Source organism: Polynucleobacter sp. UB-Raua-W9 (assembly GCF_018687435.1).
Taxonomy (GTDB): Bacteria; Pseudomonadota; Gammaproteobacteria; order Burkholderiales; family Burkholderiaceae; genus Polynucleobacter.
In genome coordinates this window covers 258332-282367 of the sequence record NZ_CP061290.1, presented here as the reverse complement: position 1 = coordinate 282367, position 24036 = coordinate 258332, and the positions used below count along the sequence as shown (strand labels likewise).

Below are 24036 nucleotides of genomic sequence, written 5' to 3'. Positions count from 1 at the left end.
CTTTGAGTGATCTCATTAGTATTACGCCAATTATCTGCGGATTTGGCAGACATTCGAATAAGATTGTGTCATGAACTCCGCCCCATATGCGCCTGGACCAACCAAATCGACGCCCCATTTGGGCTTAAAGGACCGAAATACCTTTGGCCTGGATGCTACGGCCGATATTGCTTATGAAATTACTGCCCCAGGGGACATTGCGGGAGTCATGACAGAGGTTAATACGCAGAATTTGCCATGGCGAGTATTGGGCGGTGGCAGTAATGTGATTTTGCCCAAGGTTTTGCCAGGCGCTACCTTGCTTATGAATATCACTGGCCAAGAAATTCTTCCTTCTGACCAAAATGCGACTTTGATTGCGGTTGGGGGCGGGGTCAACTGGCATGAGTTTGTTGCCTGGACCCTAGAAAATAATTTACCTGGCTTAGAAAATTTGGCGCTCATTCCTGGCACCGTTGGCGCTGCGCCCATCCAGAACATTGGCGCTTATGGCATTGAGATCGCCGATTACATTGATAGCATCGAAGCGTTTGATGTCAAGATCCACGCCTTTGTCACTCTGAGTAAAGATGATTGTCAGTTTGCTTATCGTAATAGCTACTTCAAACAACATCCCCAGCGCTTTATCGTGGCAAAGGTCGTCTTTAAAATACCCAAAGTTTGGCAGGCCAAGATTCATTACGCCGATCTAGCAAAACAGTTTGAGGAAAATCCCAATCCAACTGCAGAAGAAATCTTTTTAGCGGTGTGTAAAATTCGGACTCATAAATTACCCGACCCTAAAGTAATTGGTAATGCGGGTAGCTTTTTCCATAACCCAGTCATTCCGAATGAACAATACGAAACACTGCTCAAAAAATATGTCGACTTGGCGTCTTATCCAGATGCTCCTGGAAAACGAAAACTGGCTGCAGGCTGGCTGATTGACCAATGTGGCTTTAAAGGTCAGCGGATGGGTGAAGTAGGTGTTTATGAAAACCAAGCCCTAGTTCTAGTGAATTATGGCAATGGTACTGCGCAAGATATTCTGGGCCTTGCTAAATGCATTCAAGACAAAGTGCGCAACGAGTTTGGTGTGAGCTTAGAGATTGAACCTAACATTCTCTAAATAACTTTTTGCATTAGCAAGGAGATTGCCGAAAATTACTCGAGGCCATGAGTCCAGCCGACAACACTGATGTAATAGCGCAAAGCCTTACCGTGCCCCACCGAAAACAACATCTTACTTTTCAGTAGATCCGATAAATCCCTTGAAGCCGTTGCTTTTGAGCTTCCAGTAATTTTCATATACTTTTCCGCATTTAATCCACCCAAAAATCCACCATCGCCATCATCTAACAGCCTCTGAATAATTTTCTTTTGTCTATTATTTAATTGCACATGAAGGTGCTGAGCCCAAAAATTTGACTTTTTAATGGCGCTTTTCATCACCTCGCACGAAGCCTCGCAAGCAAGCTCACAACTATTTGCAAACCATATTACCCATTCGGAAACATCTAGATTCCCATGCTGTGCAGCATTCAGAGCATCGTAATAACTTGAACGATTAGCCATCATCTGCTCAGAGAGGCTGTATAGCTTTTCTCCAGATCGCGCATCTTGAGCCATTGCCATCTCTACTATCGCTCTGCCCAACCTTCCATTTCCATCTTCAAATGGATGAATTGTTTCAAACCATAAATGAGCTATAGCTGCCCGCGTAAGGCCATCCATTTGAGTCTCGAAAATTTTCGAATTTGTAGCCGCTTGAATATTAGGTCGAGTTTTGTTGAACCAATCTAAAAATTCCTTGATTTCGGCCTCAACCCTTGATGAAGGTGGTGCAGTGAAATGAACAGTTTCTTTGCCCTGTCTTCCGCTAATAATTTGCATAGGATCTTCATGATCCCGAAAACTGCCAACTCTGATGCGCGCCAAGGAGTTGATTGCTCCAGGAAATAATGCTTGATGCCATTGAAAAAGTTTTTCCTTGTCTAAGTCGTTCTCACGGCTCTCGAGTGCATCCTGTAATATATTTACAAGTCCATCAACTTTCTTATCTAACGGCGAAATATCGTCCACCAAGAAAAGCCCCAATTTGCGAAACACTGAAGACCTTACTGAATCCAGATTTAACTTTTCTCCTTCAATCGCAGAAGTCGCAATAACTTCTTGAATGTATCTACTCTGAATTAACTCCTGAGCACCCTTGAGCCCCAATGCATTTGCCTGACCAATTACCTCCCCTTGCTTCTTTCTGGCACGCAAAAGGGCGCCTTGGACCCCAAGGCTATCCGCCTTGAAATTAGGCCAATGAAGCTGCTGCCAGATAGCTTTTAAGGTAGGTTTTTGGTTAAATTTAGTGCTCATGAGCCGTATTTTATCATATACGACTCAAATACTGAGCCGTATTTTAGAAATTACGGCTCATGCAATACTTTTAAAAACTGCACTTCCGCCTGACCTTCAGCCAGCCTTACCTGAAAACCTTGCTCTGTATTAAGCTCTCTAGGATTGCGCACCGCATGCAATTGATCTTTATTTTTACTTAAGATAACTGCATAACCCCGCTCAAGTGTTCTTTGGGGATTAAGTATCTCTAGCTGGGATTGGTAATGTGATTGGTTACGCTTCATGTTTTCTATGCGCACTGACCAGGCTTGATTTAAGCGTAGCTGCCAACTCATGATTTGCTCGCGCATCCGATCTGGGTTTGGCAATGCATGACTTAATCGCAAAGCCAATTGATCCAGGGTTTGCGCTTCACGTTCTATACGCTGATCCACGCGCTGCAATAATGCTTGCTTCATGGCATCTAGCTCTTGCAGGAGCTGATCTTTGCGCGGGGCTGCTAATTCGGCTGCGCCCGTTGGAGTTGGTGCTCTCAGATCCGCTACAAAATCAGCGATCGTGAAATCGGTCTCATGTCCTACGCCACTCACCACCGGAATATTTGAACTGGCAATCGCATAAGCAAGTTGCTCGTCATTAAATGCCCATAAATCTTCAATGCTGCCACCACCGCGTACTAACAAAATGATGTCGACTGTATTTTCTTTTTCAGCAGCTTTGAGCGCTGCAATAATTCCGGCAGGAGCATCAGGCCCTTGCACTAGGGTTGGATAAATCACAATCGGAATATGAGGCGCTCGTCTTGCTAAAGTAGAAAGAACATCTTTTAGAGCGGCTGCTTGAGGCGAAGTGATAATGCCAATCGATCTAGGGTGCGTCGGTATTTCTCGTTTGCGTTCTTCATCAAACAAACCTTCTTTAGCCAATTTAGCTTTGAGCTTTAAAAAGGCCTCGTATAAACCACCCATGCCTGCCCGGCGTAAAGTTTGAATGGTCAGCTGGATGTCGCCCCTAGGAACATACATCCCCAAGCTGGCACTCACCTCTACCAAGTCACCTGACTGGGGCATAAACCCAACTTGGCCATTACGACCCCGAAACATCACACAGCGAATCTGACCTTCCTCATCCTTTAATGAGAAGTACCAATGTCCGCTGTCATAAGCCTTAAAGTTGGAAATCTCCCCGCAAACCCAAACGGTATCGAAACGATCCTCTAAAGAGGCTGCAATGGCACGGTTTAGATCGCCAACACTCAGAATTTCCCTTGATATTTCCGACATTTTTTCTCTTTATCCACAAGGCCATCTGACTTAGACGGCAATAAATATCCACAGAAGCTCATTCACCCTTGGCCTACGGGCAAAAGTAAGTAATTACTGACCCAAAACGTCTCATAAATCCAATAGATAAATATTAAGTCATTGATTTATATAGTTAATTTTTCAATTTAATCATAGAACATTTAGGTCAATTCCTACCGGCTTTACCACCAATCAAGGACTTAGCGCACAATCCCGAAAAAGTTTTGCACAGAGTTATCCACAGGCTAGCTTTTCAAAACAGGTTTCTTAATTCAGCTAAAGTACTGAGCTTATGTACTCAATCTTACTATCCGCTGGCTGGCCAATTTGGCCTTTATTGATCATTTCCGTCATTGGCTTGGCTATTGTCCTGGAGCGTAGCTGGTATCTACGCCAAACCCACATCTTTCCAAAAAATTGTCTAGAAACTGCTTTTAGCCTTTGTAGCCAAATACTAAAAAAAAATCAGCCTGCAGATGCGCAAATTAGCGCCTTAGCGCAGATCTCTCCAGCCTGCCCTCTGCTCGCTTGCGTTTTAAAAGAAAAGCTTAATGGCAGCAGTTCTGAAGCGGCACTAGAAGAGCTCCAAGCGGCAGCACAAACGACTTGGATCAAATTGGATCGCTACCTTGGCGTTTTGGCAACAATCGCCACCATTGCCCCCTTGTTAGGTTTATTTGGCACTGTGGTGGGGATGATTGAAATTTTTGGTAGCCAAGGCGCCATTAATGGTGCTGGTAGTCCACAACAATTGGCCCATGGAATTTCGGTTGCGCTTTACAACACGGCTTTCGGCTTGATGATCGCTATTCCAGCGCTCGGAGCATGGCGAGGACTAAAAGCGATTGCCACCCAACGTCAGCGTGAGTGCGAAGAATTCACACGCCAGTTATTCAAAAAACTGTACCCCACTAATTTTTGATGAGCTGGCTCAGTCTGCACTCACCCTCTAAGAGAGGCTTTTCTCTTGGGACCGCTCCCGTTTCTGTTGAACCAGAAATTAATCTCATTCCCTTTATTGATGTCTTGTTGGTTGTGTTGATCTTTTTAATGATCTCCACCACCTTTACCCGTTATCAAGAATTAGCCATCACGCTGCCAACCGCTAACGGCAGCGAGAGTCAGGCGGACAATAAACAAGTACACATTGCTGTGAGTCGTGATGGACGCTTTGCAATCAACGGTAAGGTAACGGATCGGACCCAGCTGAGTAGTGCACTCATTCAGCTTAGCAATCAAGGTAGCAGCACAAAAGAGGGTGTGAGCAATTTACAAGTAAATATTGATGCCGACGCGAAAGCGCCGCATCAGGCGGTCATGAGTGCTCTAGAAGCCGCACGGGATGCGAATCTTTCCAATATTGTATTTAGTAGCCAAACCAAAAAGTAAACCTAGAGAACAACACTTTCATCATGGCGATCTCTTTGTTCCGTAAAGCACCTCAGTTTTGGGAAAGGCGCGGGCCTACTGCTCTCTTGCTATGGCCTCTATCTTGGCTATATGGCTTAGTTCTGCGTGCCCGCAAATTTATGCAGGATTTAGGCCTGATCAACCGCCAAGCCTCACCGATTCCGACGATCATCGTAGGTAATATTCGGGTGGGTGGGACGGGCAAAACTCCGATTGTGATTGCGTTAGCGCAACGCCTATCCCAACTAGGATGGAAGCCGGGCATCATCAGTAGAGGGTACGGATCTACGCCCATCTCACCCATTCAAGTGCACGGCAACTCTGATCCAATGCAAGTAGGAGATGAACCAGTCTTGATTGCCCAGCGTACGCATGATCAATTTCCGATTTGGGTTTTTCCAAAGCGACAGAAAAGTATCAAAGCACTTTTAAAGAACTCCCCCGAAGTGAATGTCATCATTAGTGATGATGGTTTACAACATAGCGGCCTAGCACGTTGGCCTGCACGTGAAGGTGGCCGCGATATTGAGTTTGTAGTGCGCGATGGCCGGGGTGAGGGCAATCGCTTTTTGTTACCCGCTGGGCCACTTCGTGAGCCAGCAAGTCGCGGACGAGATGCCACTTTACTAACAGAGTCTACTGGCGGCAATAAAAGCGGCTCGCCCGAAGAGTACTTTGAAGGTCGCCGCGCATTTACTTTGTTGGGAACTATGGGCTGCCCATACCAACTCTTCAATCACAGCAACACCAAAACGCTAACTCAGATTGCTGAGCAACTACTACCAAGCAAAATTACTGCCGTTGCCGCGCTTGGCAACCCACAGCGTTTTTTTAACGCCCTTCGAAAACAGGGTATCGCCGGCAATTGCATCGCAATGCCAGATCATGCTACCTACACCCCAGAGTTTTTTAGTGCAATTCAGGCTGATTGCATTCTCATTACTGAAAAAGATGCAGTTAAATGCGCTGCGATTACAGATGAGCGAATCTGGGTGGTGCCATTGAGCCTAAATCTGCCTGATAACTTGGTAGACTGGATGCAATCGATTTTGCAAAGACCAGATCCCTATTGTTATAACTTATAAATCTACTCTTAAGGCGCTAAACTTAACTCATCATGGATAAACGTTTGCTAGAAATTTTAGTTTGCCCCTTATGCAAAAGCGCTTTGCATTTAGATGCTGCCAAAGATGAGCTTATTTGTAAAGCCGATCGTCTGGCATACCCCATTCGCGATGACGTACCAGTGATGCTGGTAGATGAAGCGCGCAATTTAAGTGCCGATGAAATTCTCTAAGCTATCTAACCTCTTCTTGTATGAGTGAGAAAATAACCCCGGATTTCTTCGTGGTAATACCAGCAAGACTGGGTTCAACCCGCTTACCACGCAAACCGCTCGCGGATATTGCCGGCAAGCCGATGGTGATTCGAGTGGCTGAACGCGCCAAGCAATCACTTGCACACAGTGTTGTTGTTGCAACAGACTCTCCAGAAATCGAGGCAGCCTGCAATGAGTACCGCATTGAATGTTTATTAACCAGCCCCGATCACCCAACTGGTACTGATCGCTTAGCTGAAGTTGCACAATTGCTAAAGCTGCCAGCCGATGCTTTAGTCGTCAATGTTCAAGGTGATGAGCCACTCATTCCACCAGAACTCATTAATCAAGTGGCGCAAACTTTGGCAGAAAATACGCAATGCGCGATCTCGACCGTTGCAGTGCCCATCGCCGATCATGCGGAAATTGATAACCCCAATGTTGTCAAAGTAGTACTCAATCGTGCCGGTGAAGCTCTGTATTTTTCAAGAGCGCCGATTCCATTTGTGCGCGATACCCAGAGCGTCCATAAAACAGAACATCTGCGCCATTTAGGCATATATGCATACAGAGCAGACTTTTTACAGGCCTACAGCAGGCTAGAGCCTGCACCGCCAGAGCAGGCAGAGGCACTAGAGCAACTGCGCGCCCTGTGGAATGGCTACCGAATTGCCGTTCACATTGCGTCAGAAACACCGCCGGCAGGTATCGATACCCCTGAAGACCTGGAACGGGTCAGACGCCTACTTGAAGTCAAGTAAGGCAACTAAGGCTCAATTGCTAGCCTCCTAGGGTTTCTCGGGGATAATCCTAGTCATTAGATACAAAGGATCCCGAAAAAATACGGGACAATTAAAGCTCTTCTAAGGGGAAAACAATGCGGTTAATTCTGCTCGGTGCACCAGGTGCTGGAAAAGGCACACAAGCTCAGTTTATTTGCGAAAAATTTGCTATTCCACAAATCTCCACTGGCGATATGTTGCGCGCCGCCGTAAAAGCAGGAACTGAACTGGGTATTGCAGCCAAAAAAATTATGGATTCCGGCGGCCTAGTGTCTGACGACATCATCATTGGCCTTGTGAAAGATCGCTTAACTCAACCTGATTGCAGTAAAGGTTATTTATTTGACGGCTTTCCAAGAACCATTCCGCAGGCACAAGCAATGAAAGATGCTGGCGTGCCCATCGATTATGTTTTAGAAATCGATGTTCCATTTGATGCCATCATTGATCGCATGAGCGGTCGACGCGTTCACCCGGCATCGGGCCGCACTTATCACGTGAAGTTCAATCCACCAAAGGTGGCAGGCAAGGATGATGTGACTGGCGATGATTTGATACAGCGCGATGACGATAAAGAAGAAACTGTTCGCAAGCGCTTGCAAGTGTATGACGATCAAACTCGCCCACTGATTCACTACTACTCATCATGGGCAGCGCAAGCTAATCCCGCTGATAAAGTAAAGGCTCCCGCTTATCGCAAAGTAAGCGGTACCGGCAGCGTTGATGACATCACCGCTTCCATCTTTGCTGAATTGAAGTAAATCCTCAAACTTTACTTTTAAAGGGGCTGCAATTTGCAGCCCCTTTTACATTATCAAGATATCAGGTAATATATGTCTATACCACTAAGTGGTATAGTTTTTGCATGGCCAAAAAACGTGTTCTAAAGACCAAAACCTTTACAAAATGGATGAACAAGAATGATCTGCAAGACAATTATTTATTACGTGCAGTAAGAGAAATGGAAGATGGCTTAATAGATGCCGACCTTGGAAATCACGTGTATAAGAAAAGAATTGCTCTTACAGGCGGAGGAAAAAGATCAGGTGCCAGAGTCATGGTTGCAAGCAGGCTTTTAAGGCGCTGGTTTTTTATTTTTGGCTATGCAAAAAATGAAAAGTCAAACATTAGTAATGATGAATTACTGTATTTACAAGAGGCAGCAAAAAGACTACTCAATTTGGCTGATCGTGAAATAGATATAGCAATTAGCGATGGAGAATTAAAGGAGTTGAAGCTTTATGATCAATAAACAAAAGAGTCGAATTATTCAGGAAATGCAGCAGACCGTGTTTGGCCTGCATAAATCGGGGCTAATTACCAAAAAGAGCTTGGAGGAATTTGAGGCACTGCGCAATCTTGATGTAAAGCCAATGACGGCAAGCCGTATCAAAAGGTTGCGCGTCAAAACAAGGCTTAGTCAAGCCGTCTTTGCAGTAGCGATCAACACCAGCCTATCAACCATTCAGAAGTGGGAAGCGGGAGACAAAAAGCCTAGTGGACCCTCTTTAAAACTGCTCTCGTTAATCGAGAGGAAGGGCCTAGAAATTGTTTTGTAAGAGCGCCGTCTATTTCAGTTCTTTGAGAGCGCTCTCAAAAGACTCAATATCGGCAAAGCTTCTGTAGACAGAGGCAAAGCGGATGTAGGCTACTTTATCTAAGCGTTTCAGTTCACGCATCACCAATTCGCCAACGCGTTCGCTAGGGATTTCTTTTTCACCTAGGCTCAGAAGCTTCTCCTCAATACGTGCAATCGATTCGTCTACAGAATCTGAAGATACGGGACGCTTCCTGAGGGCTAGCTTAATTGAACTTACAAGCTTGTCATGGCTGTACTCTACCCGGCTGCCATTCTTCTTGACGATTGCCGGTAAGGCCAGCTCCACCCGCTCATAAGTCGTAAAGCGCTTGTCGCATTTAGCACAACGCCGCCGCCGCCGAATGGTATCGCCTTCATCCGATACCCGGGTATCTAGAACCTGGGTATCGTCGTTATGGCAAAAAGGGCAGCGCAATGTGGGCTCTTTTCTTAAGTGTTTTAGGTTTAACCGTAAACCGGGAAACGTTTGGTGAGCTCAGCTACTTGCGCGCGCACTTTAGCAATATTTTGTTCATCATTGGGGTTGTCCAATACATCCGCAATAAAATTACCCACTTGCCTTGCTTCTGCTTCTTTAAAACCACGGGTTGTCATAGCAGGCGAACCCAAACGAATACCGCTGGTGACCATTGGTTTTTCTGGATCATTCGGAATGCCATTCTTATTGCAAGTAATATGCGCTTCGCCTAATACGCGCTCAGCCTCTTTACCAGTCATTTTCTTGGCACGCAAATCCACCAACATCACATGTGAATCTGTACCACCAGAAACAATGCGTAGGCCTCGAGAGATTAATGTCTCTGCTAATGATTTGGCATTAGCAATCACCTGCTTTTGGTAATCTTTAAAACCAGGTTCCTGCGCTTCTTTGAAGGCCACTGCTTTTGCAGCGATCACATGCATCAAAGGGCCGCCCTGCAGGCCTGGAAATACTGCAGAGTTAATCGCCTTCTCATGCTCAGCCTTCATCAAGATGATGCCGCCACGTGGGCCACGCAAGCTCTTATGGGTAGTAGATGTGACGATGTCCGCATGCGGTACTGGATTTGGATAAACACCAGCAGCCACCAAGCCTGCATAGTGCGCCATATCAACCATAAAAATCGCGCCCACTTCTTTGGCTAATTTACCAATGCGCTCAAAATCAATTTTCCTAGAGTAAGCAGATGCACCAGCAATAATCAATTTTGGTTTGTGCTCACGAGCTAAATGCTCCATTTGCTCGTAATCGATTTCTTCATTTTTATCGAGGCCATAAGCGATTGGGTTGAACCACTTACCACTCATGTTGAGTGCCATGCCGTGAGTCAAGTGGCCACCTTCAGCCAGACTCATACCCATGAATGTGTCACCTGGTTTTAAGAAAGCCAAGAACACCGCTTGGTTTGCAGAAGCGCCACAATGTGGCTGCACATTTGCTGCTTCAGACCCAAACAAAGCTTTGACGCGATCAATCGCCAATTGCTCAGCAACGTCCACAAATTCACAGCCGCCGTAATACCTTTTACCCGGATAGCCTTCAGCGTACTTATTAGTTAACTGAGAGCCTTGGGCTGCCATCACTGCTGGTGAGGTGTAGTTCTCAGAGGCAATGAGCTCAATATGGTCTTCTTGACGCTTATTTTCGTTCTGAATGGCTGCCCATAACTCTGGGTCAACTTTTGCAAGGGTGTTCTGACGGTCAAACATGGTAATAATCCTGAAGAAGTTGGATTACTAAGTGAATTAACTTAGTAAAATCAACCTACATCATACAAAATCCACCATGACCACTACACAAGACCTCTCCTTTCTCTCTCTAGTCCTCAATGCCAGCCTATTAGTCCAGTTGGTAATGTTGTTATTACTAGGGATGTCTATTGCCTCTTGGACCATTATTTTCAAGAAAACGGCTGTTTTACGAGGGGTTAGACGTGACACCGAGCGGTTTGAGCGTGATTTTTGGTCTGGCGGAGACTTGGCTACCCTTTTAGCGTCCGCTCAACGCAACACCCGCAGTGATGCTGTCTTGGAGCACATCTTTGAAGCTGGCATGCAAGAGTTCAAGAAGGTTCGTGAAATCGACGCTGCTCGCCGAGCCATGAAGGCAACTTATCAGCGCGAAATGGATATTCTGGAAGCTAACTTACCCTTCTTGGCTTCTGTGGGCTCAGTATCACCTTACATCGGTCTCTTTGGCACGGTATGGGGAATCATGCATGCCTTCCGCGGCTTAGCCAACGTGCAAAATGCAACACTTTCTGCTGTAGCTCCCGGTATTGCAGAGGCTTTGGTCGCAACGGCAATTGGCTTGTTCGCAGCCATCCCTGCAGTGGTTGCTTATAACCGCGCCGCTACCGATGTCGATCGCCTAGCAATTCGCTTTGAAACATTCATTGAAGAGTTCACCAACATTTTGCAGCGTCAAACTGCGGGACGTTAAGCGAAAAAGTGATGGCTGGATCTTCTTTGCGTAAATCAAAACGTCGGGCCATGTCCGACATCAACGTCGTTCCGTATATCGATGTGATGTTGGTATTGCTCGTGATTTTTATGGTCACCGCACCCATGGTGAATCCAGGGGTCGTGAACTTACCAACTGTTGGTGGCGCTAAGGTACAAGCCCTGCCACCAGTCTTTCTGACCATTGATGCCAATGAGAATGTCATTGTCCGAAAAGATGGTGAACCAGTTCAAACTCTCAATCAATTTGAGTTAGGTGCATTTGCAAGATCCCAGGCAGAAAAATCTGCTGATCAACCTATAGTGCTAGCTGCGGATAAGTCCATCAAATATGAAACTGTCATGAACGTCATGTCTAAACTCAAAGAGAATGGTGTCAAACGCGTTGGCTTAGCAGTCAAGAGCCAATAAGGTCTAGCTCAGGCGACTTTATCCATGAACGGCTCACAAACCTTTCAATTCAATCACGCGCCATTTAAGCGGGCACGTCTAACAAAAAAAGAGAGTACTAAACGCGCTTTTGGTTTTTCTTTAATTGCGCACTTAGGTCTACTGGCTTTTTTAATGATTGGCATTAGCTGGAATAACAGTACTCCTTCTGGGGTCGAGGTAGAGTTGTGGGATTCGGTGCCACAAGTACAAACCTCGCCAGAACCAGAAATGAAAACCGTGGTTAAAGAAGAGGCTGCTGAGATTGCAGTTCAGAAAAAGCAAGTTGAAAAAGAGCCTCCTAAAAAAGAAGTGGTGAAGGAGTCTCCGAAGACAGTCAAACCGCCTCCAGCAAAGGAGAAAGAAAAGGAGCCACCAAAAAAAGTGGAGACTCTGAAAGCGCTATCTCCTGCTGAAACTAAAGCCAATGCAGCAGCTGAAAAGGTGCGCGCCGATCAATTGGCTCGCCTTCGTGCAGCCGCAGGGGCTGAGGGCGGCAGTGGCGGCACGGTAGGTAGCGGTGTTGGTGGCGGTGGCAATGCCCCTCCTGGCTGGACTGACAAAGTCATCAAGAAGGTAAAACCTCTCATTGTGTTTAATGCGGAATCTGTTAGTGGCAACCCCGCAGCAGTCATCCAGGTCAACCTGGCTCCAGATGGCGGCATCTTGAGTACGAGTGTTTTAAGCTCAAGCGGCAATCCCAGCTGGGATCGCGCAGTCTTACTAGCACTTTCTCGTGCAGAAAGTTTGCCAAAAGATGACAATGGCAAAATTCCACAACGTGAAGTAAAGCTGACCTTTAAACCTAAGGACTAATGCATGTTGCAGTTGATGAAAAGAATCGTTTTGAAATTGCAGTTACTCAGCACAGTAGTTATTGCGCTATTCATTGGCACAACAACCCCCGCATTCGCTCAAATGAATATCGAAATCACAGGCGTTGGTCAATCGCTCTACCCGATTGCCGTGATGCGCTTTAAAGATGAAAATAAATTGCCGACTAGCGTTACTGAAATCATTCGCCAGGACTTAGCGCGTAGCGGTTACTTTAAAAATACTGAGAATGGCAATGCCGCTGAAAGCGATGAGGGCACACCAAACTACAAATCGTGGTCTGCACGTGGCGCCGATGCTTTAGTGGTCGGCTCCGTCATTCAAACAGGCAATGCTCAGTTTGAGATTCATTACAAGCTCTTTGATGTTCGAAAATCCCAAAGCCTAGGCGGCCTAAAGCTTGACTCTAGTGCGGATAATCTCCGCGCAGCAGCCCATAAAATTGCTGATGACATCATCTTCAAATTACTCGGTGAGCGCGGTGTCTTCTCCACCCGCCTGTCGTATGTCATCAAGGATGGCAAGCGCTATCGTCTGGTGATTTCGGATGCGGATGGTCAGAATATTCGTAATGCCATGAATAGTGGCGAGCCCATTATTTCTCCATCATGGTCGCCCGATGGCAAGAAAGTGGCCTACGTTTCATTCGAAGATCGTAAACCCGTGATTTATGTTCATGAGCTAGCAACTGGTCGTCGCATTTCTCTTTCTAATCAAAAGGGAAACAACAGTGCACCGGCATGGTCACCTGATGGCAAAAGATTAGCAATCTCTCTTTCTAAAGATGGCAACACTCAGATCTATGGCATTAATGCTGATGGCACAGGTTTGCATCGCTTAACTCGCGGCTACACCATTGATACTGAGCCCCAATACTCCGCTGATGGTCGTTATATTTATTTCACGAGCGATCGTGGTGGCAACCCACAAATCTATCGCATGAGTGCCGAAGGCGAGCAAGCTGAGGGCGTGAAAAGGGTAAGCTACAAACAAGGCTTCGTCACTTCACCCCGAATTTCTCCGGATGGAAAATATTTGGCATACATTGCCAATGTTGGCGGGGCTTATCGACTCTATATTCTGAATTTGGCAACTGGCGATGCACAAGCTTTAACGGATGGCACTAGCGATGAGTCGCCTTCTTTTGCTGCTAATGGCCGCTATGTGCTCTACTCCACCAAAGTCAATGGTAAGCGGGTATTGGCCGCCGTTTCTGTAGATGGCAACTCAAAACAGATTTTGAGCATTCCAGGCTCTGACGTGCGTCAGCCATCCTGGGGCCCATTTATGGATTAAGGCTGACTAAGTCTTCATCCATAAACCCTTTCCGCCACACCCTCTTTTAAGGCGAAATCGCTTCTTATTATAGTCTTAGAGGCATAATGTTGGCTATAAGCTCAGATATTTACTGAGTTAGTTTGTAAGAAAAAGGAAAGACCATGAAGATTTCTCTCGCACGCCGTGCCGCCACATTTACCCTGATCGGAGCAACTGCATTTTTGCTAGCCGCCTGTTCGAGCGTGAAATTAGACGATGTTGACGGTACGAATGGTAGCGGAAGCGGTAGTGGCAAATTTGGCTCACAGCCATGGAATGACCCTAGTAGCCCATTGTTTGAGAAGAGTGTTTATTTTGGTTTTGACGAATACACTGTGCAAACTAAATACCAAAAAATGCTATCTGCCCACGCAAGTTATTTAAAAGCCAATCCAAAACAGAAGATCATCATTCAAGGCAATACCGATGAGCGCGGCACTGCTGAATACAACTTGGCACTTGGTCAACGTCGTTCGGACGCAGTTCGCAAATCATTGAGCTTGATGGGCGTATCCGATGATCAGATGGAAGCCGTCAGCTTTGGTAAAGAAAAACCCAAAGCAGAGGGTGATACTGAAGCAGCTTGGGCTGAGAACCGCCGTGCTGACATTGTTTACATCACAAACTAAGTGAAGATGCTGTTAACTTCTGCAAAACAAACGCTCTCACGAGCGTTTTGTTTAGGTGCCACCTTGATTTGCTTGGGCACCCCTAACAGTGCCTGGGCCCTCTTCTCAGATGATGAAGCGCGCAAAGCGATTCTTGACTTACGCAAAACTTTAGCAACTACCCAGCTTGAATTACAGGGTGAGATTGAAAAACTCAAAGCAGATAATGCTGAGTTGCGCGGCAAGATTGAAAATCTAGAAAAACAAGGCGAAGATATTTCATCTAGTCAAAAGACGTATTACCAAGATCTAGATACTCGCTTAGGTAATTTTGAGCCGCGTAGTGTGACGATCGAGGGCGTTAGCGGAACGGTGCAGCCTGGCGAAAAAAAGGCTTATGACGATGCACTAAAAGCCTTCCAGACAGGCAGTCTTAAGAAGGCAGACGAAGGATTTTCTGCATTCGCAGCCAAATACCCAAAAAGCCCTTACTTGCCTCTCACACTGTACTGGGGTGGCAACAGTAAATACGCCAACAAGGCTTATGCTGGCGCAATAAGTCAACTGCAAAGCCTCATTAAAAATTATCCAGCTCACCCACGCGTCCCAGCTGCAATGGTCACCCTAGGGAACTCACAGTTAGAGAGCGGCAATAAGGTGGCTGCTAAAAAGACTTTTAGCGAGATCGTTGCTAAGTATCCCGATACTGAGGCAGCTAAAGATGCGCAGCAGCTTCTGGCCGCCACCAAGTAATTCATGTCCAAACTGTCTGCCGCGTTTCAGAATCTGGCGCCACGTAAGCCTGGCGCTCCTGCGGTCATTTTATTTTCTGGCGGTCTAGACTCAACAACAGTTCTCGCTTTAGCCAAAGACTTAGGCTATTCACCCTATGCACTCTCAGTAGGCTATGGACAACGTCACTCCTCTGAACTAGCTGCAGCCAAACATATTGCCAAGCAAGTTGGCGTCATTCGTCATGAGGTGGTCAATTTAGACCTTACTCGTTTTGGTGGTTCAGCTTTAACAGACTCTTCCATTGCAGTCCCAACCACCCCCGGTAAAGATCAAGAAATTCCGGTTACTTATGTACCGGCACGCAACACAATTTTGCTATCCCTTGCCTTGGGTTGGGCCGAATCATTGGGTGGCTTAGATGTTTTCTATGGCGCTAATGCGGTCGATTATTCTGGCTACCCTGATTGCCGGCCTGAATATGTAGCCTCTTTTGAACATATGGCTAATTTGGCCACTAAAGCAGGCGTAGAGGCACTCAATGATGAGAATCGCTTTCGAGTTCATGCACCGATTATCAATTTAACGAAGGCAGAAATCATTCAGCTTGGCAGCACAATGGGCGTAGATTACTCACAGACCGTATCTTGCTACCAAGCCAATGATTTAGGTGAAGCCTGTGGAGAATGTGAATCTTGCCGCTTGCGTCAAGCAGGCTTTAAACAAGGTAATGTGAGCGATCCAACTCGCTACCGCAAAAACATATAAGTAATTTATTGAGATTTGAAAATTATTTTGCTTGAGTTTCAAGCATACGCGCCACATAACGCGCAATCAAATCCACTTCAAGATTGACAGCATCACCCTGTTGCAAATTGCCTAGGGTAGTACTTTGCAGAGTATGCGGAATCAGATTAATGTCAACTACACAAGCATTTGAACTATCTTCTGTTTTATTGACTGTGAGCGAAACGCCGTTCACCACAATCGACCCCTTATAAGCCAAGTATGGAGCTAAGTCTTTGGGAGCCTCAATGCGTAACAGCCAAGAACCATAGGCATCGTTTGCCACTTGCGAGAAGTGCGCTACCTTACCAGCACCATCTACGTGCCCACTGACCAAGTGGCCACCCAAACGATCATTGAGGCGCATTGCCTTCTCAAGATTCACAGGACCGACCCTATCAAGGCCAACTGTTTTATTCAGTGACTCACGAGAAATATCCAGAGAGAATGTATTACCCTGAAGTTGCGTTGCAGTCATGCAAGCCCCCTGAATCGCAATACTGTCACCTAAGGCAACATCGTCCAAGTAGCCAGCCGGCACCTCAACCAGCAAATGCAAACCATCGCCTTTAACTTGAGCGCTTGTAATTTGACCAACAGCAGTAATGATTCCAGTAAACATGATGAGATTTTAGTGCTTAATTAACCTGAGCCTTAAATCAGATTCAAAGAGACTTTGATCAATTACCTTCCATCTCTTTGGCGCATCTAATGTGGCTAAACCCGGTATATTTGCCATGCCAATTCCTTCGCCCATGAAAAATGGTGCGTAATAGAGCAACAACTCATCTACGCAGTTTTCTCGGAGCATTGATCCATTGAGCTTAAAACCGGCCTCAACATGAATCTCATTCATCTCACGCTCTTTGGCTAGATAAGAAAAGAGTTTTGGTAGATCTACCTTACCAGAGGCGCTGGCCATAACAACTACCTCAATGCCACGCTCTGTAAAGGTCCTTGCTTTCTCACGTCTTTCTGGAGAGTCGAGGTCAGCACAGATAATCAGTACTGGTGACCGATCAAGATGTTTGAGTATCTTAGCGCTTGATGGCATCTCCAGCCTGGAGTCAATAATGATTCTGCAAGGTTGGCGTTGCGTTACGACATCTCTTACATTGAGAGAGGGGTCATCTTCTTTAACAGTACCAACACCTGTCACGATTGCGCAAGCTTGTGCACGCCAGTGGTGGCCGTCTGCCCTGGCAAGAGGGCCAGTAATCCACTGACTCTTGCCATCTGGCAGTGCAGTATTTCCATCTAAGCTGGCAGCGATTTTCATCCGCACCCAAGGAAGACCTTTTGCCATTCTCGAAATGAATCCACGATTCAGCGCTTGGGCTTCTGCCTCCAACAAACCACACTGCACATCAATACCTGCTACTTTTATTCTTTCTAAACCCTTGCCGCCAACCAATGGGTTGGGGTCACTCATAGCAACAATGACTTTGGCTGGCTTTGCAGCAATCAAAGCATCAACGCACGGAGGTGTTTTACCGGTGTGATTGCAAGGCTCTAGTGTGACGTAGACAGTGGAGCCTATTGGATCCTTGCCCTTCAATTGAGCGTCGGCCAATGCTTGTACTTCCGCATGTGCTTCACCTACCTTTTGAGTAAAGCCGCGCCCAATGACTTTCCCACCCTTTACGATGACACAGCCTACCCGCGGGTTTGGGTTCGACAAATAGATTGCTTTTTGAGCCTCGGCCAAAGCTTCGCTCATAAACTGGTGGTCAACTGCGCTATACATACATCTATTAAACCATTCAATGACAGCGCTTGGCATCCCTAGTTGGGTCACAGATTCTCCAGCGGCCTCCACTACCCAAAATAAGCTGCCGTTCAAGACCTGGGGCTCTATCGTGACCCAAGATCAGCCGATTAGCCACAAAACCTCCTTGTCCGGTCCTAGCAGCCCCAGCCGCATTGAACAAAATGCCTCTTTTGCCCGAATGGGGGTCTACAAATTGCTTGCCACCCCCCTTAAAATAAATGGGATCTATAGCTCCCTGAGAAAACCAATACTTTGGTACGCAATTCGATTGAGTCGCTTTAACAAGGCAGCCGCTCTGAACCACCCAGCCATCATCCCAGCCAATCTCAGTAATGGGCTTCAGTAATACCTGCTCACCTAAATGCAATGCTTGCTGCCGAGTAAAAAGAGCATGCGTAATAAATCGCCTTGCAACGGAATCTATTTCTCGAGCAGCGATTTGGTTTTGTAAAAGCGGCATGGTGATCATCGCCATGATCGCAACGATCAACATCACCACCATTAACTCGAGCAAGCTAACACCTTGAGAGGGGTGATATTTATTCAAATACTTGTCGCCAATTGATGCGTGTAGCTTTACCAGACTTTTCATCGAAGGCAATGTGAACCTGAATCGCTGGTTTTTGTTTACTAGTGATTAACCAGATAGTTTTCGAAATTGGCTGAATAAAACAGGGGTTATCACTTAATAAAGAAAGTGTAGTGAAATGATTCTCACAATCTGATACTGCTTTTTCTGCTGCAATAAAGTTTTGTTGCGTTATTTCAAGTGTTTTGAACTCAACTATTCTTAGTGCAGTCAAGCGCTCGAGATGCACGACTAAAGAGGCACAGAGCAACAATAATGAAATCACCCAAGCAAGAATCATGGTAGATTTCTTGTGCTAAAGGTACGTTCCAAGTCTATATTTAATAGGGCTCCGTCGGTCATCTGCAGACTTACTTTAAATAGTTTTTGTGCTTGTGCTTTTTCTGAAGCGGCAAGCTCTTCAATCCATAAGTGGTTCACACTATTCATCAATGTCGTATTTTGCAAACGGCCCTGGCGATCGAGCGATTGACAAATCAAGGATCCGCCATTTACCTTGATGCCTTTAGCAATCCCAGCCTGCCTATCTACTAAAAATCCTTGGCGAGCAAACCCATTCTTAGTCCGCTCTTTATTTAGTACATTACCAATGCAATCAAAGTCGATCCCAGTAGATAACTCATGTTGCACCATTAAAGAGTCAGACCCTTGATAACCTGAGCTTTTGTGGACTTGAATGAATTGATCTACTTGTTTGTAATTTTGAGTTGTATTGATATTGCGATAGCCCGCCGCTCGAATCGCGCGGCCAATGAGCTCGAAGGCACGCTCTGCTTCAGAAGTCAGCGCTTGTCTTTTTTCATACTCGATTTGCTTAGCCACTAAATCAGCGCTTGTTTTTAACAGTGGATTGAGAAGTAGCATGCTTAGTGCGATTGCGACTAGACACTCGAGAAGATTCATGAATTAGGCCTTTACTATTTGCTTTGGCATTTGCCCTAGCCCGCTCACTTGTCTCAACCTTATCGAACTCCACTCTAAGCTGAGCTCTTTTACTTTCGGTTTGGGTGGTTCGTAAGGCTAAGTTTTGATAAGTTCCGACGAGAGCCATCCAAACACCCAAAATAAGACTCATCGCTAGCAATACCTCCAATAAGACAAAGCCTTTAAATGAGTCAATTCGAGGATCCTTTGGATCTTTTTGGGCAACTTGGCATGACTTGTACATAGAAGCATTTTCAGGGGGTCTATAAGCCCTTAAAAGATCTCACTGATGCTCTTGCTGTCAGAAAGTCAGCATATTCCTGTAAGACCTCACGGTAATTGCCTCCTCAGCTTAAAATAGAGGGCTATGCCAAATATGCTTGCATCCACAGAAGAAATCATTGCCGAACTACGCGCCGGCAAGATGGTCGTGCTCGTTGACGAAGAAGATCGTGAAAACGAGGGAGATCTTGTTCTGGCGGCTGATCACGTCACTGCTGAAGCGGTGAACTTCATGGCAAAGCATGGTCGCGGCCTTATCTGCCTCACCCTGACCCGCGAGCGCTGTCAGCAATTAAACCTTCCTTTGATGGTCCGTGATAACGGCACCTCAATGGGAACGAATTTCACAGTCTCGATTGAAGCTGCCACTGGAGTGACTACTGGCATCTCCGCTGCAGACCGCGCCTTAACGATTAAAACTGCTGTCGCCCTTAATGCCAAACCAAGCGACTTAGTCCAACCAGGTCACATCTTCCCGCTCATGGCTCAGCCAGGTGGCGTGCTCATTCGCTCAGGCCACACTGAAGCAGGTTGCGACCTTGCTGCAATGGCGGGCTGCTCACCGACGTCAGTCATCTGTGAAATTATGAAAGATGATGGCAGCATGGCACGTCTGCCAGATCTCCTGGAGTTTGCTAAAGAGCATCAATTGAAGATTGGCAGCATTGCTGATTTGATTAAATATCGTAGCCAACACGAAAGCATCGTGGTCCGCGAAGGTGAGCGTGAATTTATTACCCCTTGGGGGAAGTTCAAAGGCATCATTTATCGCGATACTCCAAGCTCATGCATACACATTGCCTTAGTGCATGGCAAACCTGCTGAGACCCAAGAAACATTAGTGCGCGTACACGAACCAGTAACCGCATTGGATTTCCTAGACTCACAGGTCAGTAATCACTCCTGGCCACTCGCACAAGCTTTACAGCAGATTGCTACTGCCCCAGCAGGCGTTGCAGTACTTCTGAATGCTTCAGGCATTGCAGCACCAAATGATCAAGATTGGTTAGCGGAATTTCAGAAGCTTAACCAATCAAAAGATGAGGTCAAAAAACCATTAGCACGCAAAACGGATTTCAGAAGCTATGGTATTGGCGCCCAGATCTTAAAAGACATTGGTGTTGGCAAAATGCGCTTGCTTGCGAACCCAAGCCCGGTACCAAGCCTATCTGGTTATAAGCTTGAAGTGACAGCTTACCAACCTTACAAACCCGCTACACCGTAAGCTCTTCTGAACTCATCTAGAAAATTTTAATCATGACTAGCTCCAACAATGACTTTGTAGGTGTACTAGAAGCAGACCTGAATGGTCAAGATCTTCGCATTGGCATTGTGCAAGCCCGCTTCAATGAAGAACATTGCCTTGCGCTCACGAATGCCTGCATTAAAGAATTAATTTCTTTAGGTGTTGCACAATCTGATATCAAACTCGTTACCGTTCCTGGCGCCCTTGAAATTCCGTTTGCTCTACAAAAGCTCGCTGAGACTGGTGAGTTCGATGGTTTAGTAGCATTAGGCGCCGTGATCCGTGGTGAAACTTACCACTTTGAACTTGTCTCAAATGAATCAGCCGCTGGCATTACTCGCATCTCGATCGAATCAGGACTGCCAATCGCAAATGGTGTATTGACTTGCGATACTGATGAGCAAGCGCAAGTACGGGTAGAGGTCAAAGGCGCAGATTGTGCCAGAGCCGCAGTAGAAATGGCCAATCTTGCCCTGGCACTCACTCCCGATATTGATATCGAAATCAACTCAAGCGAAGAATAATTATTCTCATGCCTAAATCTAGCCTTAACTCTTCCGCCCCTGCAACAACAAAAGACGTGAAGTCAGCCGCCCCCAAGCGCTCCCTGACTCCACGTCGACGTGCCCGCGAATACGCTCTTCAGGGTGTATATCAAAGCCTAGTAGTGCGACGTGCAGGCAGCCTACCAAATAGCGGTGCCATCGCAAAACAACTGGCTGAAGACCCAGCATTTCGCCGCTGTCAATTAGAGCTATTTCAGGGTATCTTTGAAGGCGTCCTAGATCGGGCAGATGAATTAGAGGCTCTCATCACTCCGGCATTGGATCGTCCGATTAATGAACTTTCTCCCGTTGAACACGCTGCGCTACTAATCGGTACCTACGAGTTAGCAGCAGATCTTTCTGTGCCGTACAAAGTAGCCATCAATGAAGCAGTTGAGCTTGCTAAGACTTTTGGTGGAACTGACGGCCATAAATATGTGAATGGCGTTCTGGACTTGCTGGCTCAAACATTACGTAGCGCTGAGACGCAAGCAGGTTAACCCTCGCTGCGCAATTTACTCCCAGCGCATTACTTTTTCTTGTAAACCAAATCCCAAACGCCATGACCTAGTTTGATGCCACGGGTTTCGAACTTCGTGATCGGTCGATAAGATGGTCTTTCAACGTAGCCCAGATGCTCAGAATTAAGTTGCTCTAAGGTAGGTTGAAATTCATTAGAGATTTCATCCGACTTAGCAGCATCTTGGTTGGTAAATGTTTCTACTTTCACCAAATCGGTCGAGGTATTTTGCAAATCAGGTTCAGCGTTCAAGACCAAGAGCATTTGCTCAGCATAGTTATGCCAATCCGTTGCCAGGTGAAGATAAGCGCGTGATTTGAGTTTTGAGACTAATAAACGCACAAACTCAGCTTGAATGAGGCGACGTTTGTGATGACGTTTCTTGTGCCAAGGGTCGGCAAAATAAATGTGGATGCCATCCAAAGAATGAGGGGCAATCATTTGCTCAAGTACCTCAACAGCATCATGGCGAATGATCCGTAAATTAGTAAGATTATTTTCGCCAATTAGCTTCAGCAGAGCCCCGACTCCAGGCGTATGAACTTCAATCGCCAAAAAATCATCTTGATTTCGAGTGGCGGCAATCTTGGCAGTGGTCTCACCCATGCCAAAGCCAATTTCTAAAATCTTAGGCTTAGTTGAGCCTACAAAGGTAGTATTGAGATCAAGCAGCTTGTCTTGAAAGGGCAATAGATACTTGGGGCCCAACTCATCTATGGCTCGCTGCTGGCCAGCGGTAGTTCTACCGGCCCTCAATACAAAAGAGCGAATACGCTCAAAGTGCTTTTTTGATGATTGTGAGTCTTGCTGCGTCAACTTATGCTACAACTTTCCTAAAGTAAGCAATCGTCTCTTTTAGCCCGTCTTCTAAATTCACTTTTGGCTGCCAGCCAAGCTTCGCTTTCGCTAGGTCGATATTCGGTTGGCGCTGCTTAGGATCATCTGATGGTAAGGCTTGATGAATGATCTTGGATTTGCTGCCGGAGAGCTTAAGCACTGTCTCAGCCAATTGCAACATGGTGAACTCACCAGGATTACCAATATTGACTGGTCCAGTAAAACCCTCTTCGGAGTTCATCATTTTGACCATGGCATCGATCAAATCATCCACATAGCAAAAGCTTCTGGTTTGCTGGCCATCACCATAAATGGTAATGTCTTTACCTTGCAATGCCTGGACAATGAAGTTACTCACTACACGGCCATCATTGGGGTGCATACGCGGGCCATAGGTATTAAAGATACGCACTACTTTGATATCTAAGCCATGCTGACGGTTGTAATCGAAAAAGAGGGTTTCAGCGCAGCGCTTGCCTTCGTCATAACAAGAACGAATACCGATGGGATTGACCTTGCCCCAATACTCCTCCGGCTGAGGGTGCACCTCTGGGTCTCCATAGACCTCGCTAGTAGAAGCCTGCAAAATACGAGCTCTCGTTCTTTTAGCAAGGCCAAGCATATTGATGGCACCATGCACACTTGTTTTAGTGGTCTGCACGGGATCGTATTGATAGTGGACTGGTGAAGCTGGGCAAGCCAAGTTATAAATCTGGTCCGTTTCTACATATAGTGGAAAGGTCACATCATGACGCATCAGCTCTAATTTAGGATTAGGCAACAAGTGAGCTAAGTTTTCTTTGGTACCCGTAAAGTAGTTATCTACTACCAGAACATCGTTGCCCTCTTTAAGAAGTTTCTCGGTCAGGTGTGAACCCAAAAAGCCTGCGCCACCGGTAATGAGGATTTTGTTCATAACTTTTTTTATCTTTAAAAGAATATTCTAATTTAACGGCGGTATAGATGCCAGCCAGCAGACCAGTAGGCATAGATAACCTCCCCCAGAACAATCGATAAGGAGGTCATAAATGACATTAGGCCAAGTACAAAAGTCCAGATAACATAATCTGTTTTAAAAGAACGTGCCGCGCCTGCCTGAAAAAAGAAAAGCTCAAGGACGGTGAGAGAAATAAATACTCCGCTTAAGACAACAAAAAAGATTGCCAACGTGCACAAGCGCCCTCGAACCTTAGCTTCATTCGCTTCAATTCGCATATGACTGAGTATGTTCTCATCAGTTACCAAGCCATCCTGAATTTTTTGCTGAATCGCTCGCATACGATCAACCGTTCTAGCGAGACGTGCAGAAATAGCGTTGATCAGAGTAGCTACTGCAGTCAATAAGAAAACCGGTGCCAGTGCCAATTGAATATTATTCGTGATCGCGTCTATTGATGCATCCATCTTCAGTTCCGTATTCTTTTAATTA

32 protein-coding genes are annotated in these 24036 nt (G+C 46.1%); 19 read left to right on the top strand and 13 right to left on the bottom strand.

Going from position 1 to position 24036, the window contains the following annotated elements:
* Positions 1-70 precede the first annotated feature (70 nt).
* A complete protein-coding gene (gene murB / locus AOC07_RS01525; RefSeq protein ID WP_215357874.1) occupies positions 71-1108 on the top strand; it encodes a UDP-N-acetylmuramate dehydrogenase in 1038 nt (345 codons plus the stop codon).
* A gap of 35 nt (positions 1109-1143) precedes the next feature.
* Here murB and AOC07_RS01520 read toward each other — a convergent pair whose 3' ends face one another.
* Both AOC07_RS01520 and xseA read right to left on the bottom strand, forming a co-directional pair.
* On the bottom strand, positions 1144-2349 hold the full coding sequence (locus AOC07_RS01520) for a Fic family protein (RefSeq protein WP_215357872.1): 1206 nt from the start codon (positions 2347-2349) through the stop codon (positions 1144-1146).
* Positions 2350-2399: 50 nt separating this feature from the next.
* On the bottom strand, positions 2400-3614 hold the full coding sequence (gene xseA, locus AOC07_RS01515; protein ID WP_215357870.1) for an exodeoxyribonuclease VII large subunit: 1215 nt from the start codon (positions 3612-3614) through the stop codon (positions 2400-2402).
* A 313-nt stretch (positions 3615-3927) separates the two neighbouring features.
* Here xseA and AOC07_RS01510 point away from each other — a divergent pair, with 313 nt between their 5' ends.
* The 8 genes from AOC07_RS01510 to AOC07_RS01475 all read left to right on the top strand — a co-directional run bounded on the left by AOC07_RS01510 (position 3928) and on the right by AOC07_RS01475 (position 8704).
* Positions 3928-4557 carry a MotA/TolQ/ExbB proton channel family protein gene (locus AOC07_RS01510; RefSeq protein ID WP_215293640.1) on the top strand — a complete coding sequence of 210 codons (630 nt, stop codon included), beginning with the start codon at positions 3928-3930 and terminating at the stop codon, positions 4555-4557.
* Positions 4557-5024 carry a biopolymer transporter ExbD gene (locus AOC07_RS01505; protein WP_215293639.1) on the top strand — a complete coding sequence of 156 codons (468 nt, stop codon included), beginning with the start codon at positions 4557-4559 and terminating at the stop codon, positions 5022-5024. The genes AOC07_RS01510 and AOC07_RS01505 overlap by 1 nt, the downstream gene beginning before the upstream one ends.
* A gap of 23 nt (positions 5025-5047) precedes the next feature.
* Positions 5048-6130, top strand: a complete 1083-nt coding sequence (gene lpxK, locus AOC07_RS01500) for a tetraacyldisaccharide 4'-kinase (protein WP_215357868.1) — start codon at positions 5048-5050, stop codon at positions 6128-6130.
* A gap of 32 nt (positions 6131-6162) precedes the next feature.
* Positions 6163-6342 carry a Trm112 family protein gene (locus AOC07_RS01495; RefSeq protein WP_215293637.1) on the top strand — a complete coding sequence of 60 codons (180 nt, stop codon included), beginning with the start codon at positions 6163-6165 and terminating at the stop codon, positions 6340-6342.
* A 20-nt stretch (positions 6343-6362) separates the two neighbouring features.
* The gene (kdsB, locus tag AOC07_RS01490) at positions 6363-7124 is read left to right on the top strand and encodes a 3-deoxy-manno-octulosonate cytidylyltransferase (protein WP_215357866.1); all 762 of its coding nucleotides are present in this window, start codon (positions 6363-6365) and stop codon (positions 7122-7124) included.
* A gap of 116 nt (positions 7125-7240) precedes the next feature.
* Positions 7241-7906 (top strand): adenylate kinase, encoded by a 666-nt coding sequence (gene adk, locus AOC07_RS01485; RefSeq protein WP_215357865.1) that lies wholly within the window; start codon positions 7241-7243, stop codon positions 7904-7906.
* Between the two features lie 104 nt (positions 7907-8010).
* On the top strand, positions 8011-8397 hold the full coding sequence (locus AOC07_RS01480) for a type II toxin-antitoxin system RelE/ParE family toxin (protein ID WP_215357864.1): 387 nt from the start codon (positions 8011-8013) through the stop codon (positions 8395-8397).
* Positions 8387-8704, top strand: a complete 318-nt coding sequence (locus AOC07_RS01475) for a DNA-binding transcriptional regulator (RefSeq protein ID WP_215357863.1) — start codon at positions 8387-8389, stop codon at positions 8702-8704. The genes AOC07_RS01480 and AOC07_RS01475 overlap by 11 nt, the downstream gene beginning before the upstream one ends.
* A gap of 9 nt (positions 8705-8713) precedes the next feature.
* On the opposite strand, the gene nrdR is transcribed toward AOC07_RS01475, so the two are convergent.
* The gene (gene nrdR, locus AOC07_RS01470; protein ID WP_215293634.1) at positions 8714-9160 is read right to left on the bottom strand and encodes a transcriptional regulator NrdR; all 447 of its coding nucleotides are present in this window, start codon (positions 9158-9160) and stop codon (positions 8714-8716) included.
* A gap of 29 nt (positions 9161-9189) precedes the next feature.
* Positions 9190-10434, bottom strand: coding sequence for a serine hydroxymethyltransferase (glyA, locus tag AOC07_RS01465; RefSeq protein ID WP_215357862.1), 1245 nt, complete (start codon positions 10432-10434; stop codon positions 9190-9192).
* A 76-nt stretch (positions 10435-10510) separates the two neighbouring features.
* Between glyA and tolQ the strand changes: the two genes are divergently transcribed.
* From tolQ to queC, 7 genes are all read left to right on the top strand, one after another.
* Positions 10511-11167, top strand: a complete 657-nt coding sequence (gene tolQ / locus AOC07_RS01460) for a protein TolQ (RefSeq protein WP_215293632.1) — start codon at positions 10511-10513, stop codon at positions 11165-11167.
* An 11-nt stretch (positions 11168-11178) separates the two neighbouring features.
* Positions 11179-11598 (top strand): protein TolR, encoded by a 420-nt coding sequence (gene tolR / locus AOC07_RS01455; protein ID WP_215357861.1) that lies wholly within the window; start codon positions 11179-11181, stop codon positions 11596-11598.
* Between the two features lie 24 nt (positions 11599-11622).
* Positions 11623-12432 carry a cell envelope integrity protein TolA gene (locus AOC07_RS01450; RefSeq protein WP_215357860.1) on the top strand — a complete coding sequence of 270 codons (810 nt, stop codon included), beginning with the start codon at positions 11623-11625 and terminating at the stop codon, positions 12430-12432.
* Positions 12433-12435: 3 nt separating this feature from the next.
* A complete protein-coding gene (gene tolB, locus AOC07_RS01445; RefSeq protein WP_215357859.1) occupies positions 12436-13746 on the top strand; it encodes a Tol-Pal system beta propeller repeat protein TolB in 1311 nt (436 codons plus the stop codon).
* Between the two features lie 143 nt (positions 13747-13889).
* On the top strand, positions 13890-14396 hold the full coding sequence (pal, locus tag AOC07_RS01440; protein WP_215357858.1) for a peptidoglycan-associated lipoprotein Pal: 507 nt from the start codon (positions 13890-13892) through the stop codon (positions 14394-14396).
* A 6-nt stretch (positions 14397-14402) separates the two neighbouring features.
* Positions 14403-15128, top strand: coding sequence for a tol-pal system protein YbgF (gene ybgF / locus AOC07_RS01435; protein WP_215358400.1), 726 nt, complete (start codon positions 14403-14405; stop codon positions 15126-15128).
* 3 nt (positions 15129-15131) lie between these two features.
* Entirely contained in the window at positions 15132-15875 is a 744-nt protein-coding gene (gene queC / locus AOC07_RS01430) for a 7-cyano-7-deazaguanine synthase QueC (protein WP_215357857.1), read from the top strand.
* A gap of 22 nt (positions 15876-15897) precedes the next feature.
* Here the strand turns inward: queC and AOC07_RS01425 are convergent, their stop codons facing one another.
* Genes AOC07_RS01425 through AOC07_RS01400 form a run of 6 tightly spaced genes read right to left on the bottom strand, consistent with a single transcriptional unit; the run spans position 15898 to position 19421 of the window.
* Entirely contained in the window at positions 15898-16515 is a 618-nt protein-coding gene (locus AOC07_RS01425) for a riboflavin synthase (protein ID WP_215357856.1), read from the bottom strand.
* Between the two features lie 9 nt (positions 16516-16524).
* Positions 16525-17640, bottom strand: a complete 1116-nt coding sequence (gene ribD / locus AOC07_RS01420) for a bifunctional diaminohydroxyphosphoribosylaminopyrimidine deaminase/5-amino-6-(5-phosphoribosylamino)uracil reductase RibD (protein WP_215358398.1) — start codon at positions 17638-17640, stop codon at positions 16525-16527.
* A gap of 16 nt (positions 17641-17656) precedes the next feature.
* A complete protein-coding gene (locus AOC07_RS01415) occupies positions 17657-18211 on the bottom strand; it encodes a Tfp pilus assembly protein FimT/FimU (protein WP_251371689.1) in 555 nt (184 codons plus the stop codon).
* On the bottom strand, positions 18204-18533 hold the full coding sequence (locus AOC07_RS01410) for a hypothetical protein (RefSeq protein WP_215357854.1): 330 nt from the start codon (positions 18531-18533) through the stop codon (positions 18204-18206). Before AOC07_RS01410 ends, AOC07_RS01415 begins: the two co-directional genes overlap by 8 nt.
* On the bottom strand, positions 18530-19156 hold the full coding sequence (locus AOC07_RS01405; protein ID WP_215357853.1) for a hypothetical protein: 627 nt from the start codon (positions 19154-19156) through the stop codon (positions 18530-18532). The genes AOC07_RS01410 and AOC07_RS01405 overlap by 4 nt, the downstream gene beginning before the upstream one ends.
* Complete coding sequence (locus AOC07_RS01400) at positions 19080-19421, bottom strand: hypothetical protein (RefSeq protein WP_215357852.1); 342 nt, start codon at positions 19419-19421, stop codon at positions 19080-19082. The genes AOC07_RS01405 and AOC07_RS01400 overlap by 77 nt, the downstream gene beginning before the upstream one ends.
* Before the next feature lie 123 nt (positions 19422-19544).
* Here AOC07_RS01400 and ribBA point away from each other — a divergent pair, with 123 nt between their 5' ends.
* From ribBA to nusB, 3 genes are read left to right on the top strand one after another with little or no spacing between them, the layout of a single operon-like run.
* A complete protein-coding gene (ribBA, locus tag AOC07_RS01395) occupies positions 19545-20684 on the top strand; it encodes a bifunctional 3,4-dihydroxy-2-butanone-4-phosphate synthase/GTP cyclohydrolase II (protein WP_215357850.1) in 1140 nt (379 codons plus the stop codon).
* Between the two features lie 32 nt (positions 20685-20716).
* Positions 20717-21229 (top strand): 6,7-dimethyl-8-ribityllumazine synthase, encoded by a 513-nt coding sequence (gene ribH, locus AOC07_RS01390; protein ID WP_215293621.1) that lies wholly within the window; start codon positions 20717-20719, stop codon positions 21227-21229.
* Between the two features lie 8 nt (positions 21230-21237).
* On the top strand, positions 21238-21750 hold the full coding sequence (gene nusB, locus AOC07_RS01385; RefSeq protein ID WP_251369660.1) for a transcription antitermination factor NusB: 513 nt from the start codon (positions 21238-21240) through the stop codon (positions 21748-21750).
* 29 nt (positions 21751-21779) lie between these two features.
* On the opposite strand, the gene trmB is transcribed toward nusB, so the two are convergent.
* From trmB to AOC07_RS01370, 3 genes are read right to left on the bottom strand one after another with little or no spacing between them, the layout of a single operon-like run.
* Positions 21780-22586 (bottom strand): tRNA (guanosine(46)-N7)-methyltransferase TrmB, encoded by an 807-nt coding sequence (trmB, locus tag AOC07_RS01380; RefSeq protein ID WP_215357848.1) that lies wholly within the window; start codon positions 22584-22586, stop codon positions 21780-21782.
* Position 22587: 1 nt separating this feature from the next.
* Positions 22588-23523 carry a UDP-glucuronic acid decarboxylase family protein gene (locus tag AOC07_RS01375; protein WP_215357846.1) on the bottom strand — a complete coding sequence of 312 codons (936 nt, stop codon included), beginning with the start codon at positions 23521-23523 and terminating at the stop codon, positions 22588-22590.
* 32 nt (positions 23524-23555) lie between these two features.
* Complete coding sequence (locus tag AOC07_RS01370) at positions 23556-24011, bottom strand: DUF2721 domain-containing protein (protein ID WP_215357844.1); 456 nt, start codon at positions 24009-24011, stop codon at positions 23556-23558.
* Between the last annotated feature and the right edge of the window lie 25 nt (positions 24012-24036).

Excerpts from the sequence above, each read along its gene's own strand:
- AOC07_RS01510 (WP_215293640.1), top strand. The coding sequence starts at position 3,928 with ATGTACTCAATCTTACTATCCGCTGGCTGGCCAATTTGGCCTTTATTG.
- AOC07_RS01405 (WP_215357853.1), bottom strand. The coding sequence starts at position 19,156 with ATGAATCTTCTCGAGTGTCTAGTCGCAATCGCACTAAGCATGCTACTT.
- tolR (WP_215357861.1), top strand. The coding sequence starts at position 11,179 with ATGGCTGGATCTTCTTTGCGTAAATCAAAACGTCGGGCCATGTCCGAC.
- AOC07_RS01480 (WP_215357864.1), top strand. The coding sequence starts at position 8,011 with ATGGCCAAAAAACGTGTTCTAAAGACCAAAACCTTTACAAAATGGATG.
- ribBA (WP_215357850.1), top strand. The coding sequence starts at position 19,545 with ATGCCAAATATGCTTGCATCCACAGAAGAAATCATTGCCGAACTACGC.
- ybgF (WP_215358400.1), top strand. The coding sequence starts at position 14,403 with ATGCTGTTAACTTCTGCAAAACAAACGCTCTCACGAGCGTTTTGTTTA.
- AOC07_RS01375 (WP_215357846.1), bottom strand. The coding sequence starts at position 23,523 with ATGAACAAAATCCTCATTACCGGTGGCGCAGGCTTTTTGGGTTCACAC.
- pal (WP_215357858.1), top strand. The coding sequence starts at position 13,890 with ATGAAGATTTCTCTCGCACGCCGTGCCGCCACATTTACCCTGATCGGA.
- ribD (WP_215358398.1), bottom strand. The coding sequence starts at position 17,640 with ATGTATAGCGCAGTTGACCACCAGTTTATGAGCGAAGCTTTGGCCGAG.
- murB (WP_215357874.1), top strand. The coding sequence starts at position 71 with ATGAACTCCGCCCCATATGCGCCTGGACCAACCAAATCGACGCCCCAT.
- xseA (WP_215357870.1), bottom strand. The coding sequence starts at position 3,614 with ATGTCGGAAATATCAAGGGAAATTCTGAGTGTTGGCGATCTAAACCGT.
- glyA (WP_215357862.1), bottom strand. The coding sequence starts at position 10,434 with ATGTTTGACCGTCAGAACACCCTTGCAAAAGTTGACCCAGAGTTATGG.
- AOC07_RS01425 (WP_215357856.1), bottom strand. The coding sequence starts at position 16,515 with ATGTTTACTGGAATCATTACTGCTGTTGGTCAAATTACAAGCGCTCAA.
- AOC07_RS01370 (WP_215357844.1), bottom strand. The coding sequence starts at position 24,011 with ATGGATGCATCAATAGACGCGATCACGAATAATATTCAATTGGCACTG.
- tolQ (WP_215293632.1), top strand. The coding sequence starts at position 10,511 with ATGACCACTACACAAGACCTCTCCTTTCTCTCTCTAGTCCTCAATGCC.
- AOC07_RS01475 (WP_215357863.1), top strand. The coding sequence starts at position 8,387 with ATGATCAATAAACAAAAGAGTCGAATTATTCAGGAAATGCAGCAGACC.
- nusB (WP_251369660.1), top strand. The coding sequence starts at position 21,238 with ATGCCTAAATCTAGCCTTAACTCTTCCGCCCCTGCAACAACAAAAGAC.
- queC (WP_215357857.1), top strand. The coding sequence starts at position 15,132 with ATGTCCAAACTGTCTGCCGCGTTTCAGAATCTGGCGCCACGTAAGCCT.
- adk (WP_215357865.1), top strand. The coding sequence starts at position 7,241 with ATGCGGTTAATTCTGCTCGGTGCACCAGGTGCTGGAAAAGGCACACAA.
- lpxK (WP_215357868.1), top strand. The coding sequence starts at position 5,048 with ATGGCGATCTCTTTGTTCCGTAAAGCACCTCAGTTTTGGGAAAGGCGC.
- ribH (WP_215293621.1), top strand. The coding sequence starts at position 20,717 with ATGACTAGCTCCAACAATGACTTTGTAGGTGTACTAGAAGCAGACCTG.
- AOC07_RS01520 (WP_215357872.1), bottom strand. The coding sequence starts at position 2,349 with ATGAGCACTAAATTTAACCAAAAACCTACCTTAAAAGCTATCTGGCAG.
- AOC07_RS01450 (WP_215357860.1), top strand. The coding sequence starts at position 11,623 with ATGAACGGCTCACAAACCTTTCAATTCAATCACGCGCCATTTAAGCGG.
- AOC07_RS01410 (WP_215357854.1), bottom strand. The coding sequence starts at position 18,533 with ATGATTCTTGCTTGGGTGATTTCATTATTGTTGCTCTGTGCCTCTTTA.
- kdsB (WP_215357866.1), top strand. The coding sequence starts at position 6,363 with ATGAGTGAGAAAATAACCCCGGATTTCTTCGTGGTAATACCAGCAAGA.
- AOC07_RS01505 (WP_215293639.1), top strand. The coding sequence starts at position 4,557 with ATGAGCTGGCTCAGTCTGCACTCACCCTCTAAGAGAGGCTTTTCTCTT.
- AOC07_RS01495 (WP_215293637.1), top strand. The coding sequence starts at position 6,163 with ATGGATAAACGTTTGCTAGAAATTTTAGTTTGCCCCTTATGCAAAAGC.
- AOC07_RS01400 (WP_215357852.1), bottom strand. The coding sequence starts at position 19,421 with ATGTACAAGTCATGCCAAGTTGCCCAAAAAGATCCAAAGGATCCTCGA.
- tolB (WP_215357859.1), top strand. The coding sequence starts at position 12,436 with ATGTTGCAGTTGATGAAAAGAATCGTTTTGAAATTGCAGTTACTCAGC.